The sequence below is a fragment of the Micromonospora sp. NPDC049559 genome (assembly GCF_040676675.1).
GTDB lineage: Bacteria > Actinomycetota > Actinomycetes > Mycobacteriales > Micromonosporaceae > JBFAPK01.
Genome location: NZ_JBFAPK010000045.1, coordinates 2,989 through 19,827, shown reverse-complemented (window position 1 = coordinate 19,827; position 16,839 = coordinate 2,989). Strand labels below are relative to the sequence as shown.

The window sequence follows — 16,839 nt, the reverse complement described above, 5'->3', positions numbered from 1 at the left end:
CGACCCGGCACCTGCCGGCCGGAAGCTTCGATCACGGCAAACGCATGTTGCCGAAGCATCTGTGCTGGCAGATACCGAAGGCTGTTGGTGGATTCGACTTGTCCGGTTCCTGGGCGGCAATCGGATCTCAGGTGTCCGGCTGCTCGGCCGTAGGGACCACTCAAGGGGAGCATGCGGGTGCGGCCGGCCTGCCCCCGCCGCGACTCGGCGCGAGATCAGCGTTGGTGGCCAACTCTGGTACGTCGCCCGTGACCTCGCATCGGGTTGCCGATCTTACGTTCGTCCACGCAGAGCGAGTCCTCGACCGCCCGCTGCCGTCGCGCGATCAGTTGGCCCGTCGACCCGGCCCGGACGTTCTCCTGCGCTCGCCCCGGCGGACGAGCGCGGGGCGGCCATCGCCCGGCCCGACGGGTGTGGCTACGGTCTGGGGCCGTACTCGCGGGGGTGGAGAACGAGAGGACATGTGGCTATGGATGGCTCGGGTACGGTCCGGTCAGGGTGCGACCCGACGGTGCGGGTTCGCGAGGTCGCCCAGCGCGGATGGCCGCTCGGGGCGGCGCCGGTACTGGCGATGGTTCTGGCCGTTCTCGCGTCGCCGATGACACCGGCGGAGGCGGCGCCGATGGCCGCGCCGACGCCGGACCCGAGTGTCACCGCCGGCGCGCGCGTGACCCCTGGAGCCACCACCGGCGGGCCGGGGGACCGGCGGTACTACGTGGTGGGGACGCCACAGGAAGGACAGCGCGAGTACCTGTACCAGATCGCGGTGCAAACGCTCGGGGACGGCAACCGCTATCGGGAGATCTTCGAGCTGAACCAGGGCCGCGTGCAGCCGGACGGTGGCCAGTTGACGGACCCGTTGTCGCTGAGCCCAGGGTGGATTCTGGAGCTGCCGTCCGATGCGGACGGTTCGGGAGTACGCGTCGGGACACCGCCGTATCCGTCGCAGCCGCCGTCCCGACCGGAATCCGCCGGTGCCGCACCGGACGGTACCGGCGGCGTGTCGCCGTACCTGATCGGGGCGGTCGGGCTCGTGGCGATGGTGCTGCTGCTCGCCGCGGCGCGACGCCTGCTGCGGCCGGGACGCCGGCATCGTCCGACCGCACCGTCACCGCCACCGGCGGAGGCGGACACGCCCGTCACCCGCACGGCCGCGGCTCCGGCCGAAACCATCGCTTTGTCTCCCGCGCCGGCTTCGGCTCAGACTCCCGCGCCGGCTTCGGCTCAGGCTCCGGCCGCGAACCGAGCCCGGGCGGCGGCGGGGCCCGTCCCACAACCCGCGCCAGCGGCAGAACCGACCCCGGTGGCGTCGGAGCCGCAACCGACGGCACCGACTCGGCGTGGTCGTGTGGCCGTGGAACTGTCCGCGCTGGACGCCGAGACCGACCATCTCGACGTCCGCCTGCTGGCGCGGGTCGCCGACGGCGTCGACACCCCGTACGGCTGGCTCTCCGATGATGCGGTGCCCGCCGGGTTGCTGCCGATCGTGCTCGGACGTTGGAAATCGTGGCGGTTCTACCTGGACCTCGCCGCCACACCGGATGTCTTCACCGTCACCGGATCGCCGGCGGCGGCCCGGCGGCAGGCGCTCGGCATCGCCCGCCAACTGCTGGCCGCCGGAGTGACCGTGACGGTCGTCGGCGCCGTGCTCGGGCCGGACGTTCCGCCTGGATGCCGCCGGGTCGACGAGTTCCCGCCGCCCGAGGGCTTCGGCCCGGGGAGCCGACCCGAGGTGATCGTCACTGAGCCGTTGCGCGGCAAGGCGCTGACCGCGGCTCGGGGCCTGACCGCCCGGACCGCGTCGCGCGTGGTGCCGGTGCTGGTGGGCGACGTGTTGCGGGCCCGCTGGTCGGTCCTGGCCACCGCCGAGGCGGACCGGCCGGACAGGCCGACACCCGCCCGGTGACGGCGCGCGTGCGGCCCCGGCCACGGTGCCCACCGGCGGGCCGGGCACGTACGCCGCCCGTGAACGGACGGTTCGACCGGGCCGGCCGGAGCACGGCGGGACGGGGCGGGAAGCGGTTTTGAACCGGATGGGATCCGGAGGCGTCGTCGGGATGGGCGGCGATCCGGCCGGCGGCCGGAGCATCGCCATCGGACGGACATGAGGCGAAGGAGGCCGCCGGTGACGGCGAGGGTACGGGCCTGGTCGGGCCTGCTGGGGTGTCTGGTCATGTTGGCGGCGCTGACCCCCGCGCGGGACTCGGAGCAGGCGTTCGCCGCGCCGGTTCCGACCGGGACGTCGTCCGTGACACCGCCGGCGGCGTCCCCGTCGGCGCCATCGGCCACGGTGACCCCGCCGGCCCCGTCGACCACACCGCCCGTGCGGCCCACCGGGCCCGCGTCGCCGGTCGCCGGCGACGAACGCGTCAAGTTCTACACCGTCGCCGAGGCTGGGCAGAGCCGGCCGGAGAGCCTCACCGACATCGCCGGCCGGCTGCTGGGCGCGACCGGGCGCGCGCAGGAGATCTACCACCTCAATGCCGGTCGGCGGCAGGCCGACGGCGGGGTGTTGACCGACTCGACACAACTGCGGGCGGGCTGGACCCTGGTGTTGCCGTGGGACGCGGTCGGCGACGGGGTGCGGTACGGCCTGCTCCCGAGCAAGCCGGCGTCCACGTCGCCATCGCGCCGGGAGGCCGCGTCGTCCCCGTTCGCGCCGGTGGCCCCGGTGCCCGCACCCTCCCGGCGTCCCGCCGCTCCGCCCACCACCACGGCTCCACGGCGTCCCGGCGCGGGTACGCCCCGGACGAGCGCCCCGACCGATCCGGCGCCGCCGACCGTGGGGCCGAGCCTCCCGGCGGGTGGTGGCCAGGCGCCCCCGCCGGCGGATCGTCAGCCGGACAGGGGGCGGAAGCCGAAGCCGGACTCGTGCACCGTGTCGGCGTCGTCCCGGGCGGAGTCCCGCTGGGCGTACGACCGGATGGCGGTGGACCAGGCCTGGGGGCGTACCCAGGGTGAGGGCGTGCTGGTCGCGGTGATCGACTCGGGCGTCGACGGCGACGCGCCGGAGCTGAGTGGGCGGGTCGCCATCGGGGCCGACATCCCGACCGGCAGCGGGCGTGGGAACAGCGACTGCCTCGGCTCCGGTACCGCGATGGCCGGCATCGTGGCCGCTTCCCCGGTCGGATCGGCCGGGGAAGCGGGTCGGATGACCGGGTTGGCCCCCGCCGCGACGATCCTGCCGGTGCGGGTGGTGAACCAGACTCCCCGTACCACCGAGCCGGGTGACGCGGCCACGGCGATCGAGGTGGCGGCCTCGGCCGGTGCTCGCGTGGTTGCCCTGGGGGCCTACGTGGACCTCACCGCCCCGGCCGTGCGGGACGCGGTGCAGGCGGCCCTCTCGCACGACGTGGTGGTGGTCGCTCCGGCACCCACCGTTCCTGTGGCGGGGGACAAGGCCGCGCCCCCGTCGAAGCCGGAGGGCCTGCTGCTGGTCGGCGGTGTCGGCCCGGACGGGCAGCCGGCGGCGAACTACCGTCCGGAGACGGTCGACGTGCTCGCGCCCGGTATCGACGTGGCCAGCCTCGGCGTCGGTGCGACGGAAACCCGGGCGAACAGCGGCTCGCAGTACGCGGCGGCCTTCGTCGCGGGGGCGGCGACCCTGGTCCGTTCCGCCTACCCCAACCTGAGCGCGGCCCAGGTGGTACATCGGATCAAGGCGACCGCCGAACGAGCCGGGCAGGACGGGCCGGACCCCGTGGTCGGCTGGGGCATGATCAACCCAAACGCGGCGGTGAGCATGGTCCTCGCCGGGGAGACCGCGGCCGCGGCCTCCGGCGGCACGGGCAGCAGCCCGCTGCGCGCCCTCACCATCGGGCTCGTGGTGGTGACCGGACTGGCCGCCGTGACGATCCTCGCCCGGCGGTCGTCGACCCGCGCGGCCGAGGCGGTGGGCGCCGCGTCCGCCGCGCGGCCGGCGCCCCGGGCGAGTGGTGGGGACGCGGGCAGCGCCGGCGCCGAGACCGTCCCGCCCGCCCGCGCGGTCGCCACCGAGCCCACCCCCGGCGCGATCGGCGCGCCGGCGGCGGCCACCGGAAACCCGGTCTCGACCGGCCCGGCCTCGGCGGGACGCGGCGCCGGCTCGGCCCGGCAGCCGGACCAGGCAGCGGCGGAGGCGGGACGCGAGGCGGACGGCCCCACCGCGCCGGTGCGACGGTGAGCCACGCCGCGCCGGCGCCCGGCCGATGCCACGGCGGGGGAACTCGTCGGTTGGCGGGCGCCGGCGCGGCGCTGGCGCTGGCCGCGCTCGCGGTGGCGGCGCCGCCCGAACCGGCATCGGCCGGACCGGAGACGTCGGGCGTGGTTGCGGGGCAGCGGCTCCTGGCGGCCCGGTACGCCGCCGCGGCGGGGGACGAACCCCCGGCGCTGCCCTCATCCGGCGCGGGCTGCGTCGGCGCGTCGCCGGTGGTGGCTCGCGCCGTGCCGTGGGCCGTACGCCGAACCGCGCCCCAGGCGGTCTGGTCGCTCACCCGGGGCGAGGGAGTCGTGGTCGCCGTCGTGGACACCGGGGTGAGCGCGACGGCCGGCGGCCTGGTGGGCGCGGTGCGGCGCGGTGCCGACGTGGTGAGTTCGGGACCGGGCGACCGAGACTGCGTCGGCCGGGGTACCGCGCTCGCCGGCATCGTCGCGGCGCGGCCGGTGACCGGCAGCGGCTTCGTCGGGGTGGCGCCGGCCGCCACCGTGTTCCCGGTCCGGATCGTGAACAGCCGAGGCGAGGTCGGCCCGGGGGCGATCGCGAAGGGCATCCAGCAGGCCACCGAGGCCGGTGCGGACGTGATTCTGCTCGGTGTCGGCACCGCCGAACCCGACGCGGCGCTCCGGTCCGCGGTCCGGGCGGCGGTCGAGCGCGACATCGTGCTGGTCGCCTCGGTCTCCGACGCCAGGACCTCGGGCGCCGCGCAGCGCCCCACGCCGTGGTACCCGGCCAGCGACGAGAACGTGCTCGCGGTCGGCGGCGTCGGGACGGACGGGATGCCGACCGAGGCGTCACCGCCGGAGGCGGGGGTGGACCTGCTCGCCCCGGCCGCCGGCGCGGTGAGCGTCGCGCCGAGCGGAACGGGCCACTACTCGGTTGGCGGACCGGCGGTGGCGGCGGCGTACGTGGCCGGGGCCGCGGCACTGCTCCGGGCGTACCGCCCCGAGCTGGAACAGGCCGAGGTCCGGCACCGGCTGGAGTTGACCGCCGAACATCCCCTCGGCGGCAAGCCGCTACCCGGCGTGGGGTACGGCACCCTCGACCTGTACGAGGCGGTCGCCGCGCTGGAGGTCGGGGAGGAGCGGCTGCCGAGTGCCCGGCCCGGAACGGTCACCCTGCCGAAGCCGCCGGCGGACGACCCGGCGGACGCGGTGGCGGCGGCCGTCGCCGTCGGTACGGCGGGCACGGCGGGGCTGGCGTACGTTGCCGCGCGGGTAGTCAGCTGGGGACGTCGCCGCCGTTGGCGCCCATGAGTCGCCGTCTTCTGGCCGTCGGGCGGGTTCCGCCGCCCGCCCACCTCCGTACCCCCTGGGGCAGCCATGGCCAAGCTCGTGAACCTCACCCCACATCCGGTCGTCGTGGGAGGGATCACCCTGGACCCGGCCGGGCCGGTGCCCCGGCTCACCCAGACCACCCGGCCGGTGGGCCGGATCACGGTTCAGGGGCAGGACGTCACCGTCACGGAAAGCGCTCTCGGGCAGCTGACCGGCCTCCCGGAGCCGCAGGACGGCACGTACCTGATCGTGTCCCGGACCGTCGCCGAGGCGGTTCCGCACCGCCGCGATCTCATGATTCCCGGTGCGGCGCTGTGGGACGAGGCCGGCCGGATCATCGGATTCGCCGACCTGGCACGCGTCCCGGCCCCGGTCGGCACGGTCCCGGCGGCGCTGCTCCTGGTCCACCTCGCGCCGGAGCAGGTGACCTGGTACACCGGGGCGGACAGCCATGTCCGCCCCGCACCCGTGGGCGCCGCGGATCTCGGTGACTACGAGAGCAGCCGTGGAGAGGGAGAGTCCTCCAACGGTTTCTCCTTCCAGGAGATCGGCCTGGATGGTCTCCTGGCGGCGGTGGACGCCGGAGAGACGGTCTACCTGGAAATGCCGGGCGGGCTGCACGACCTCGACACGCCGCCCCTGGGGGTGGCGCCTCGGAGGTTCGAGGCGTGGCAGGAACTGAAGGAGCGCCACCCGCGGCACGTCGTCCTCATCGAGCGCGTCTACCCGGGTCGCTACGCGTACCGCGCGATCGCGGTCCGCCTGGATGTTCCCCTGCCGAAGGAACTGCACCGGGAGATCCCGACCGTGATAGGCCCGGACTGACCTCGCGCAGGCATCCGGTTCCCCGGCGGACCGATCCGATGGGGGCGCGGAGCGGTACGGCGGGAGCCGTGGTCGGTGACGCTTCACCGCGCCGTACGACGACCTCGCGTAGGACACCGCCCGCCGGGCGTGCCGCGGTGTCCTACGCGCCGCACCCCCGCCCCCGCGGCGGTCCAGCCGTGGCTGAGACAACCGGTGCGGAGGGCGAGGGTACGGGCGTTCCGGGAGTCAGACGGTGGCCGCCGTGGCGGTCGCGGCGCTCGTGTCCCCCTCCGGCGGACTCCACGGTGTCTGGACCAGGCGGGCGCCGCGCCGCGTGCAGAGCAACGCGCGCCCGGGCGGCAGGTTGCGCGGCTTGGTGTTGCCGAGCAGCGGTCCCTCGTTGGGCGGGCAGGAGAGTGCCAGGTCCGGGCTGTTCGTCTCCTGCAATCGCCGGATCAGCGGGTCCATCGACATTCGTAGCACGTTCGCCGCGCCCCGGGTGAGGACCAGGTGGAAGCCGATGTCCGCGCCCTGAGACAGGTACGGCACCAGTGGCAGCAGCGGGTTGTCCTGCCCGGCGAGCAGGTCGTAGTCGTCCACCAGGACGAACAGGCGAGGTCCCTGCCACCAGTCCCGGCGGCGCAACTGTTCCGGGGTGATGTCGCTGCCCGGCATCCGTGGCCCCAGGCCGAGCACCGCGTCGGCCACCGTCGCCTTGGTGGAGTCGGCGGAGACGGAGTACCCCAGGCGGTAGGGTTCCGCCACCGCGTCGAAGAGCTGCCGGCGGTAGTCGACGATCATGATCCGGGCCTCGGCCGGGGTGTAGCGGGCCATCACCGAACGGGCCAGGTGGCGCAGCAGGTTCGTCTTGCCGCTCTGGCTGTCACCGAGCGACGTCAGGTGCGGCAGCTCGGCGAAGTCGTGCCAGACCGGCTGCATTCCGGCCTCGTCCAGGCCCAGCGTGACGCGGAGGTCACCGTGCGGCTCGGGCAGCGAGTCGACCGGTAGCACCGCCGGCAGCGTGCGCACCGGCGGGGCCGCCTCGCCCGTCCAGAACTCGTCCACCATCGAGACCAGGGCCCGCACCCCGTCGGCGAGGCTGTCCGGGTCGGCGCTGCCGTCGATGCGCGGCAGCGCGGCCAGGAAGTGCAGCTTCTCCGAGGTGAGGCCCCGCCCGGGCAGCTGCGGCACGGTGGCCGCCATGCGCAGGTCGACCGTCGAGTCGACCGGATCACCGAGGCGCAGCTCCAGCCGGGTACCGATCTGGTCGCGCATCGCGTGGTGAATTTCGGACCAGCGGGCCGCGGTGAGCAACAGGTGCACTCCGAAGTTGAGTCCCTGCGCGGCGATCTGCCGGACCGCCGGTTCCAGCGCCTCGAACTCCTGCCGCAGGGTGAACCAGCCGTCCACGATGAGGAAGACGTCGCCGTACGGGTCGTCGGTGATCCGGCCCTCCGCCCGCGCCTGCCGGTAGGTCGCCATGCTGTCGACGCCCAGCTCGGCGAAGCGCCGCTCCCGCTGGGCGATGAGGCCGGTCACCTCGGCGATCGTGCGGCTCACCCGGTCGGTGTCCAGCCGGCCGGCGACGCTGCCCAGGTGGGGCAGGTCGGCCATCGCGCTCAGCGTGCCGCCGCCGAAGTCGAGGCAGTAGAACTGCACCTCGCGCGGGCTGTGGGTGAGCGCCAGGCTGCTGATCAGCGTACGCAGCAGGGTGCTCTTGCCGCTGCGCGGTCCGCCGGCGATGCCGACGTGCCCGCCGACGCCGGCGAGGTCCACGATCAGCAGGTCGCGCAGCTGCTCGAACGGCTTGTCGATAAAGCCGACGGGGGTGATCAGCCGGCCGTTGCCCGGCCAGTCGAGCGCATTCAGGCCGAGGTCCGGGTCGGGCACCAGGGTCGGCAGCAGCTGGTCGAGCGTCGGCGACGCGCCCAGCGGCGGTAGCCAGACCTGGTGTGCCGGGGGCCCGTGGTCGACCAGTTGGGCGACCACGGTGGCGAGCACGCTGCGCTCCTCCGGCGTCGCGCCGTCGGCGCGGGTCGCGTCCGCCGCGTCGCCCACCGTTTCGGCGTCCGGCTCCGCGTCGGCCGGCGCCGGTTCCGGGGCCGCCACCCGCTCCAGCCGGTACGGCACCACCTGCTGTCGGACGATCTCCTGCCGGACCCGGGCCGTGGTGGTGTCCCGGTGCGCCCCGGAGACGTAGCCGGCCTTGAACCGGATCAGGGTGGAGACGTCGGTGCGCAGGTAGCCGTTGCCGGGGGCGGGTGGCAGTTCGTACGCGTCCGGCACGCCGATCACCGATCGCGACTCCATCGCCGAGAAGGTGCGCAGGCCGATCCGGTACGACAGGTGCGACTCCAGCTGCCCGATCCGGCCGTCGTCCACGCGCTGGCTGGCCAGCAGCAGGTGCACGGCGAGCGACCGGCCCAGCCGGCCGATCATGACGAACAGGTCCATGAAGTCCCGGTGCGCGGCGAGCAGCTCGCTGAACTCGTCCACCACCACGAAGAGGGTGGGCAGCGGGTCGAGCGGCGCCCCCTGGGCGCGGGCCCGTTCGTAGTCGAGCACGGAGCTGTAGCCGCCCGCGGCGCGCAGCAGCTCCTGCCGGCGGACCAGCTCGCCGTGCAGGGCGTCCTGCATCCGGCCGACCAGGGCGGCCTCGTCGGCCAGGTTGGTGATCACCGCCGAGGTGTGCGGGAGCCGGTCCAGGCCGAGGAAGGTGGCGCCGCCCTTGAAGTCGACCAGGACGAAGTTCAGCGTCTCGGAGGAGTGGGTGGTGGCCAGCGCCAGTACGAGGGTACGCAGCAGCTCGCTCTTGCCCGAGCCGGTGGCGCCGATGAGCATCCCGTGCGGGCCCATGCCGCCGAGCGCCGACTCCTTGATGTCCAGCTCGACCGGGCGGCCGGCGGCGTCGATGCCGATCGGCACCCGCAGCCGGTCCCCGGTCGGTCGGGGCGCCCAGAGCGCTTCCAGGTTCAGCCGTTTCAGGTCCGGGATGCCCAGCATGGTGCCGAGGTCGAAGGTGGACGTGAGGGCGTCCGCCGTGACCTCGGTGGTGATGCCCAGCCGGTACGGCGACAGGAGCCGAGCCACGGCCGCCGCCCCCGTCACGCTCAGCCGGTCGGGGCGGGCCAACCGGGTCCGTACCTCGTTGCCGACCCGGTCGCGCCGCAGCATCAGCAGGTCGTCGCCCTCCACCTCCAGGCAGAGCGCTCCCTTGCCGCTCGGTGGAGTGGGATCGTCGAGGTCGATCAGGACGGCGTTGCGGTAGCCGGCGGTGGCTATCCGGCTGCCGTTGCTCAGCCGACCGCCGTCGCGGATCACCACGACGTACGGCTCGTCGCGGCTGGGGGCCGCGCCCGGTTCCCACCGGGGCCGCGCGGTGAACGCCTCGCCGAAGTGCCGCTCCACCGACTCGATGGTCTCGCCGACCATCCGGACCGTGCCCGTGGCGTCCTGCTCGGCGGGGTGTTGCAGGTGTGGTAGCCACTTGGCCCACTCCCAGGCGGCGACACCGTCGCCGTCGAGGCAGAGCGCCAGCCGGACCTCCTCCGGCGCGTGGAACGTGACCAACTGGCCGAGTAGCGCCCGGACCACCGCCCGGCCGGCCTCCTTGTCGCCGGCCCAGCGCACCTGGGCGAAGCCGCGCAGGAACAGCGCGGTGGGCTGGTCGGCGATGGTGGTGTACGCCCGGATGAACCGGCGCAGCGACTTCGCCGAGAGCGGCTCCAGGTCCTCGATCGGCTTGGTCTGGAGCGGGGTGATCCGTACCGCCAGCCGCTGCTCGCCGGTGCCGACCCGCAGTTCCAGGAAGTCGGGGTGGGTGGGGCGCCGTTCCCAGCGCCGCGACGTCATCGCGAGCGACCAGAGCGACCGGGGATCCGGGTGCTGCCAGTCGCTGGCGTCGCGCTGGCGGGCCACGTCCCGGCGCACCCGTTTGCGGTTTTGGGCCAGGTAGCGCAGGTAGTCGCGGCGGTCGCCGCCCAGGCGCTTCTTGCGGTCCATCCCGCCGAACGCGACCTGGCCGAGCACCATGCCGCCCATGGACAGCACGATCGCGCCCAGCATGACAAAGGTGAGCGGCCCCCGGGACCCGCTCATGTACATCAGCATCATCACGCTGGACATCAGTGCCATCGGCAGCACCAGCATCGCCTGGCGCATGCCGTTGCCCTGCGGCTCGGGCAGTTCCGGCGGCTCCTGAAGGTTGATCTCACCGGTGGGCATCGCCGGACCGGCGCGGCGGGCGGGACGTCGGAACAGCACAGTACTCAAGGGGCTAGCCTTCCGCTCTGCGGGAAACCCCCGCGATCTGGCCGGATCGGGGCAACACGCGGGTCCGGTCTCTACAACGGATGCTGGCCGCGCCCGGGTCAACGCCGTGGCCGACCCTGCGGGATCGGTCACGTGCACGTTTTTTGAACTGGCCGACGAACGGCGCCGTTGTGCGGGGCATGAGCGTCTCTGCGGCCGAGATGTGCCGGCTCGTGGTGCACGGACCCGGGCGACGACTGGAGGTCGCGGTACCGGCCGACGTGCCGATCGCGGATCTCCTTCCCGCGATCCTGCACCACTTCGGGGACAACTTCGCCGACGCGGGGCTCGCGCACGGCGGGTGGGTGCTCCAGCGGCTGGGCGCGCCGCCGCTGGACGAGGACAGCAGCGTCGCGTCGCTGGGGCTGCACGACGGCGATTCCGTCCACCTGCGACCGCGCGCCGACCAGATCCCGCCGGTGCACTTCGACGACCTCGCCGACGGCATCGCGACCGGGGTGGGCGACCGGCCGGGGCTGTGGCGACCCGAGATGATCCGCTGGACGGCGCTCGGCGTGCTGGCGGTCCTGTTCGTGCTCGGGCTCGTGGCCGTGGCGCTGCCCGGGCCGCCGCTGCCCCGGGTGCTGGCCGCCAGCGTCGTCTCGCTGGCCTGCCTGGCCGGCGCGTTCGGCTACAGCCGGGCCGCCGCCGACCGCGGGTTCGGCCTGGCCACGGCGCTGGCCGGGATCGGGTACGCGGGTCTGGCCGGCGCCATCGCGCCGACCCTCGTCCGGGACGGCGTGGCGCTGGGGACCGCCGCGCCGCAGTTCTTCGCCGGCGCGGTGGCGATGGCGGGAACCGCCCTGCTCGCCGGGGTGGTCCTCGGCTGGGCCGGCCCGGTCGCCGTCGCCGTCGCCGGCGCGGCGCTGTACCTGGCGGTCGGCGCGGGGCTCTCCGCCTACCTCGAACTGTCCGCGGCGATGGGGGCGGCCGTGGTCGTGGTGCTCGCGACCGTGCTGACGGTGCTGGTTCCGATGACCGCGTTCCGGCTGGCCCGGATCCGCCTGGCCCCGCTGCCGACCGAGCCGGAACACCTGCAGGAGGAGATCGACCCGGAGCCGAGCGACGTGTTACTGGCCCAGACCGCGCGGGCGGACCGGTACATGACCGGGCTGTATGCGGGGAACGCGGTCGCCACCGCGGTCGCGATGATCCCGCTGGCGCTGTCCGACTGGTGGGCGCCGTGGACCCTGGTCGCCCTGGTCGCCCTGGTCCGGCTGCTGGCGCTGCGTCCGATGACCAGTGGTTGGCACCGGCTGGCGCTGGCCGCTCCGGGCCTGTTCGGGCTGGCCCTGACGGCGCTGGTCGGGCTCGCCGGCGCGGTGCCGCTGCTGCGGCTGGCCGTGGTCGTCGTCGTCCTGCCGGTCGCCGGGGTGCTGCTGTTCGCGCTCGGGCGCAAGCTGCCGGGCCGCCGCCTCATGCCGTACTGGGGCCGGATCGGGGACGTGTCGCAGCTTGTCGGCACCGTAGCCATGCTGCCGGTCCTGCTCGCCGTGCTCGGCGTGTACGGCGCCGCGCGGGCGCTGGGGGGCTGAACGGTGCAGAACCGTCGAGATCAGGTCCAGGCGCAGTCGTACGTGCTCGGCCGGTTGACCGCCGCGCTGGTCGCCGCCGAGCCGGACAGCCTGGAGAGCCCGCACCGACGGATGATCGTCGGAAGCATCTGCGGGCTGCTGGTCGGCGCCCTCTTCGTCGCCGGGTTCGCCATCTTCGGGCTGCTGCACCCCGGCGGCGCGACCAAGTGGCGCACCCCGGGCGTGCTGGTGGTGGAGAAGGAGACCGGTACGCGCTACGTCTACGTCGGCGGGGCGCTGCGTCCGGTGCTCAACTACGCGTCGGCCCGGCTGCTCCTCGGCAAGGAGCCGACGGTCGTCTCGGTCTCCCGCCAATCGCTGCGCGACGTGCCGCGCGGTCAGCCGGTCGGCATCGTCGGCGCCCCGGACACGTTGCCGCGCGCCGGCACGGTCACCAACCAGGTCTGGACCGTCTGCGCGTTGGCCGCGCGGGACCAGGCCGGCAGCCTCGCCACCACGACCACGCTCGCCATCTCGTGGGCCGGCGCGGGCCGGCGCCGGGACCGTCCGCTCGGTCCGGACCAGGCGATCGTGGCCACCACCAGCGACGGCGGCGACGCCATCGGCGGCGAGAGCTTTCTGGTTTGGCGGGGCAGGCGGCTGCGGTTGGCCGAGCCGTGGCTGGCCCGGGTCTTCGGCCTGGACCGGGGCGGCGTCCCGGTCCAGGCCGGCTGGCTGGACTCGGTGCCGGCCGGGCCGGACCTGGCGCCGGTACCCGTTCCCGGGAGGGGCACCCAGGGGCCGGCCATCGACGGGCGGAAGGCCCGAATCGGGGAACTCTTCGTGGCCCGTACCACCGGAGCGCAGGAGCGGCGCTACCTACTGCTGCCGGACGGTCTGGCGGAGCTCACCCCCGTCGCGTACACGATCATCGCGGCCGATCCGGAGACCACGAAGCTGTACGGCGGTGGCGCGGTGACTCCGGCGGAGCTGAGCCCCGCGGCGCTGGCCCAGATGCCGATCTCCCGCCGCGCGGTGCTGCCGACCGGTGTACCGGAGTCCCCGCCTCAGCTCGCGCAGGCACCGGCCGGTGCCGCCTGGTGCGTCCGGCACGCGATGGCCGACGGCCGGGTCGAGGTGACCGCCGACGTGCCGCCGGGAAGCTCGGCCGGGGTTCCCGACGGCGCGGGGCTGACCCGGACCTCGCGCACGGCCGCACGGATCGCGGTCGAGCCGGGGGTCGGCGGGTTGGTGCTGGTCGGCCGGCTGGACCAGGCGGCCGGCTCCGGCTTCTACCTGATGACCGACGCCGGGGTGAAGTACCCGCTGGCCTCGGCCAAGGTGGCCGAGCAACTCGGCTATCCACCGGGCGGCGCGAGACCGGTGCCGCGCCGGCTGCTGGAGCTGGTGCCGACGGGACCGTTGCTGGAGTCGGCGGCGGGAGGGTGATCGACGCCTGACCGCCCCGGTCGGGACCGGTGGGCGGACCGGTTTTCCGCCGGGGCGGATCGGTCGGTGACCGACCAAAAGTGTGGACGGCTCTACGGAGGGCCGTTCGAGGCGAAGGAGAGAACGGAGCCATGGCGGACAGAACCGCGTACGACAGCAGTACCAGCGAAGCCCTGGTCAGCGCGTTCACCGCGATGAACGACAGGCTGGCCGCGGCCCGCGCGACGGTGGCCGCGGGCAACGACGAACTCGACGAGGCCTACCGGGCCAATTCCGGCGAGGTGTTCAAGGCCGGGCTCGACGAGATCAATGCGGGTATCGCCAGGGTGGGGAACGCACTTCAGATACTCCAAGACGGGATGCGCCGCGCCGGTGCGATCAACACCAACACGGAGCAGGCCAACCGGAGCGTGGCGGCGCAGGTCGGGCTGGCGTCGTCCGGCCAGTCGAGCTGGACGTAGCCGAACCCGAGCGATCTCGGGCCGGACCGGCCGAGGTTCCGGTGTGTGACCGGCGCGGCCTTACTGCGCTCGACCAGTCCAACATTCGAGTAGAAAGGACAAGACGTTGGCTCCCTACGGCCACGACTTCGATACGCAGCTGGACAGGATGACCTCTGTCGCGACCAGCCTCGGAAAGGTCCCCGACAACATCAGTGACGGCATCAACGAACTGATGAACACTGTGAAGGCCTACGTCGACCTCAACAAGGGCGTCGCGGCCACGGCGTACGCGACCGCCCAACAGGAGTGGAACCAGGGCATGGAGACGGTCCGTGCGGGGGCCCAGAAGAGCGGCCCGCTCCTGATGAGCATCGCCCAGAACATCCAGGACGGCGATCTCGAAGCGTCGCAGATTTTCGTGTGAGGTCTCGGACCGACGTGACCGGGTCGGGTGGCGCGGGGTGCCCCCCGCGCCACCCGACTCAGCCCGGGAGGGACGACCCGCCCGGCGTGATTCCTGACCGCCCGACCCGCTCGGAAAGGAGCGGACATGCCCGAGCAATCCAAGATCACCTACACCAGCAGCGCCGTCGAGGCGATGACCAAGAGGGTGGACGACTGGCGTGCCCAGATCGGCGCCGCCCGGATGGGGATCAACGCCGCCGACGGCGGGCACACCCACGGCGTGCCCTGGGCCAACCTCACGGTCGCCGCCGGTGGCGACAACTTCACCAGCGGCGCATACCTGGAGAAGCGGCTGGTCGAGGTCGGTGGCCTGGTCGACAAGCTGCTCACAGGCTTCGAGACCAAGCTCAGCTCGACCTCCAAGGCGTTGCGGGCCACCGGTGACAAGGCCGCGGAGACCGAGAAGAGCAACACCTCGAAGGCCAGCCAACTGACCGTGACGCCGCCCGCCTGACCGTCCGAACCACCGACCGCCAGCTGACATCGTGTTGACCGGGAGAATCTGATGCCGCCGACGCCGCCGCCCGTCACCAGCCAGGGTGGACTCCGATGGGAGGAGGTGCTGGGACAGATCCTGAACACCGAGGGCATCGACCGCCGTCAGTTTCTCAACCGGCCCTGGATCAGCCTGGTGGAGGCGCGTACGGAGGGGTACAGCGGCATCGAGAAGTTCAAATTCAAGGATATTCCGCCGAATCAGTTCAGGTTCTCCCAGCGCATGGGCGCGCAGGACAGTAACGGCGACTACCCGATCCGGATCGTCCAAGGACGCATCGACTGGTACGTCGGTGAAAAAGGGGACTCGCCCCACGAGCGTTTCTGGAACGATTTCAACAACCGTACGCGGGACGCCCTGAATCAGCAGCCGGATTCGTCTCCCCTGAGTCCGAAGTCGTTCCATCTGGCGGCGGAATCGATGTACAACCTGGCGATGTGGTTGGACCGCGCGACCGGGCAGTTTCAGGCGGAAATCAACAACCTCGACGGCGGCGGGTCGGGCTTCGAGGGTGCCGCGGCGAAGGCGTTCCGCGAGTCGCTGGACGGCATGCGCAAGGACATGCTGACGCTGCGGCATGACCTGGAGTCGAACAAGAACTGGCCCCAGATGTTGCACGACAACGGGGACCGGGCGGAGTGGTTCTGGCGCGACATGCGGCAGACCTGGTCGGAGTGGATCGGCAATACGGCGAACCTGCCGAATGAGATGATCTCCCGGGCGCTGAGGCAGATCAGAAACCACGTGCTCGGCGGCGACCCGTTCACCGACGACGGGGCCAACTGGACGATCACCATCGATGTCGGAGGCGGCCCGAAGGGGTACGACTTCTCCAGCGGCGACCCGTTCGCACAGCTGAACCAGGATCTGCACGCCGTCTTCTTGGCGAAGATCGACGAGCTGGACCGGTGGGGGAACATCCACCACGGCAACCTGCGGGCCAGCTTCGAGGACACGGGATCGAACCTGCTCAACCCGCAGGCCACCCCGCCGTCGACGACGGGCGGCACGCCGCCGCCCGACCTCAGTGGTGCGGGCGGCGATGGCACCGACAACAAGACTCCGCCTCCGCCTCCTGACTTCGGTGGTGGCGATGACGGCACGGATGGCGCGGGTGGTGATCCTCCGCCTCCGCCGGAGTTCGGCGGTGGCGACGGTGGCTCGGACGGTGCGGGTGGCGGTCCTCCTCCGCCTCCCGAGTTCGGCGGCGGGGACAGCGGTAGTGGCAGCGGCGGGGGCAGCGGCGGCGGTGCGGGCGGCGCTCCTCCTCCCCTCCCCGAGTTCGGTGGTGGGGGCGGCGGTGGCGGTGGACTCGACGCCGTGGGCGGCCCTCCCCCGAGCGGCGACTTCGGCGGCGGCGGAGGGATCGACGCCGCCGGGCTCTCCTCCGGCGGTGGCTTCTCCGGCTCCGACCTGGCCGGCTCGGACGGGGGACCTGGCCTGGACGGACTCGGCGGTTCCGACGCTGGCCCCGGCGCCGGGTTCGGCGGTGGCTTCGGCGCCGGGGCGGGTCTCGGCGGCCTGTCGCTGCCGGGCGCTGGCGGAGGTCCGACGAAGGGCGAGGACAAGCCGGGTGCCACCGGCGCCGGCATAGGCGGCGCGAGCGGCGACTTCGACGAGGTACCCGGCACCATCGACCCGGACGACCTGCCCGGCTCGGATGTGCCGTTGCCGGGCTTTGCGGGTGGGTCGTCGGGTTCCGATGGTTCGTTGCCGGGTCTGGTTGGTGGGTCGTCGGGTTCGGATGTGCCGTTGCCGGGCTTTGCGGGTGGGTCGTCGGGTTCCGATGGTTCGTTGCCGGGTCTGGTTGGTGGGTCGTCGGGTTCGGATGTGCCGTTGCCGGGCTTTGCGGGTGGGTCGTCGGGTTCCGATGGTTCGTTGC

10 protein-coding genes and 1 pseudogene are annotated in these 16,839 nt (G+C 73.3%); 10 read left to right on the top strand and 1 reads right to left on the bottom strand.

Going from position 1 to position 16,839, the window contains the following annotated elements; all coding sequences use genetic code 11:
- The first annotated feature begins 1,348 nt into the window (after positions 1–1,348).
- The 4 genes from AB0J86_RS33480 to AB0J86_RS33465 all read left to right on the top strand — a co-directional run bounded on the left by AB0J86_RS33480 (position 1,349) and on the right by AB0J86_RS33465 (position 6,297).
- On the top strand, positions 1,349–1,906 hold the full coding sequence (locus AB0J86_RS33480) for a hypothetical protein (RefSeq protein WP_363861687.1): 558 nt from the start codon (positions 1,349–1,351) through the stop codon (positions 1,904–1,906).
- Positions 1,907–2,125: 219 nt separating this feature from the next.
- Positions 2,126–4,162, top strand: a complete 2,037-nt coding sequence (locus AB0J86_RS33475) for a S8 family serine peptidase (RefSeq protein ID WP_363861686.1) — start codon at positions 2,126–2,128, stop codon at positions 4,160–4,162.
- 50 nt (positions 4,163–4,212) lie between these two features.
- Complete coding sequence (locus AB0J86_RS33470) at positions 4,213–5,451, top strand: S8 family serine peptidase (protein WP_363861685.1); 1,239 nt, start codon at positions 4,213–4,215, stop codon at positions 5,449–5,451.
- 66 nt (positions 5,452–5,517) lie between these two features.
- A complete protein-coding gene (locus AB0J86_RS33465) occupies positions 5,518–6,297 on the top strand; it encodes a hypothetical protein (RefSeq protein ID WP_363861684.1) in 780 nt (259 codons plus the stop codon).
- A gap of 228 nt (positions 6,298–6,525) precedes the next feature.
- On the opposite strand, the gene eccCa is transcribed toward AB0J86_RS33465, so the two are convergent.
- Positions 6,526–10,503, bottom strand: coding sequence for a type VII secretion protein EccCa (gene eccCa / locus AB0J86_RS33460; RefSeq protein ID WP_363861727.1), 3,978 nt, complete (start codon positions 10,501–10,503; stop codon positions 6,526–6,528).
- Positions 10,504–10,730: 227 nt separating this feature from the next.
- On the opposite strand from eccCa, the gene eccD reads away from it, so the two are divergent.
- From eccD to AB0J86_RS33430, 6 genes and pseudogenes are all read left to right on the top strand, one after another.
- Positions 10,731–12,125 carry a type VII secretion integral membrane protein EccD gene (gene eccD, locus AB0J86_RS33455; RefSeq protein WP_363861683.1) on the top strand — a complete coding sequence of 465 codons (1,395 nt, stop codon included), beginning with the start codon at positions 10,731–10,733 and terminating at the stop codon, positions 12,123–12,125.
- A gap of 3 nt (positions 12,126–12,128) precedes the next feature.
- The gene (eccB, locus tag AB0J86_RS33450) at positions 12,129–13,553 is read left to right on the top strand and encodes a type VII secretion protein EccB (RefSeq protein ID WP_363861682.1); all 1,425 of its coding nucleotides are present in this window, start codon (positions 12,129–12,131) and stop codon (positions 13,551–13,553) included.
- 131 nt (positions 13,554–13,684) lie between these two features.
- Positions 13,685–14,014 carry a hypothetical protein gene (locus AB0J86_RS33445; RefSeq protein WP_363861681.1) on the top strand — a complete coding sequence of 110 codons (330 nt, stop codon included), beginning with the start codon at positions 13,685–13,687 and terminating at the stop codon, positions 14,012–14,014.
- Between the two features lie 106 nt (positions 14,015–14,120).
- Positions 14,121–14,420, top strand: a complete 300-nt coding sequence (locus AB0J86_RS33440) for a WXG100 family type VII secretion target (protein WP_363861680.1) — start codon at positions 14,121–14,123, stop codon at positions 14,418–14,420.
- A 126-nt stretch (positions 14,421–14,546) separates the two neighbouring features.
- On the top strand, positions 14,547–14,915 hold the full coding sequence (locus AB0J86_RS33435; RefSeq protein WP_363861679.1) for a hypothetical protein: 369 nt from the start codon (positions 14,547–14,549) through the stop codon (positions 14,913–14,915).
- A 105-nt stretch (positions 14,916–15,020) separates the two neighbouring features.
- Positions 15,021–16,839, top strand: a pseudogene (locus AB0J86_RS33430) (hypothetical protein); the annotation flags it as partial.

Bases quoted from the DNA above. Each gene is read 5' to 3' on its own strand.
- AB0J86_RS33465 (WP_363861684.1), top strand. From the start codon at position 5,518: ATGGCCAAGCTCGTGAACCTCACCCCACATCCGGTCGTCGTGGGAGGG.
- eccCa (WP_363861727.1), bottom strand. From the start codon at position 10,503: ATGCCCACCGGTGAGATCAACCTTCAGGAGCCGCCGGAACTGCCCGAG.
- eccD (WP_363861683.1), top strand. From the start codon at position 10,731: ATGAGCGTCTCTGCGGCCGAGATGTGCCGGCTCGTGGTGCACGGACCC.
- AB0J86_RS33445 (WP_363861681.1), top strand. From the start codon at position 13,685: ATGGCGGACAGAACCGCGTACGACAGCAGTACCAGCGAAGCCCTGGTC.
- AB0J86_RS33435 (WP_363861679.1), top strand. From the start codon at position 14,547: ATGCCCGAGCAATCCAAGATCACCTACACCAGCAGCGCCGTCGAGGCG.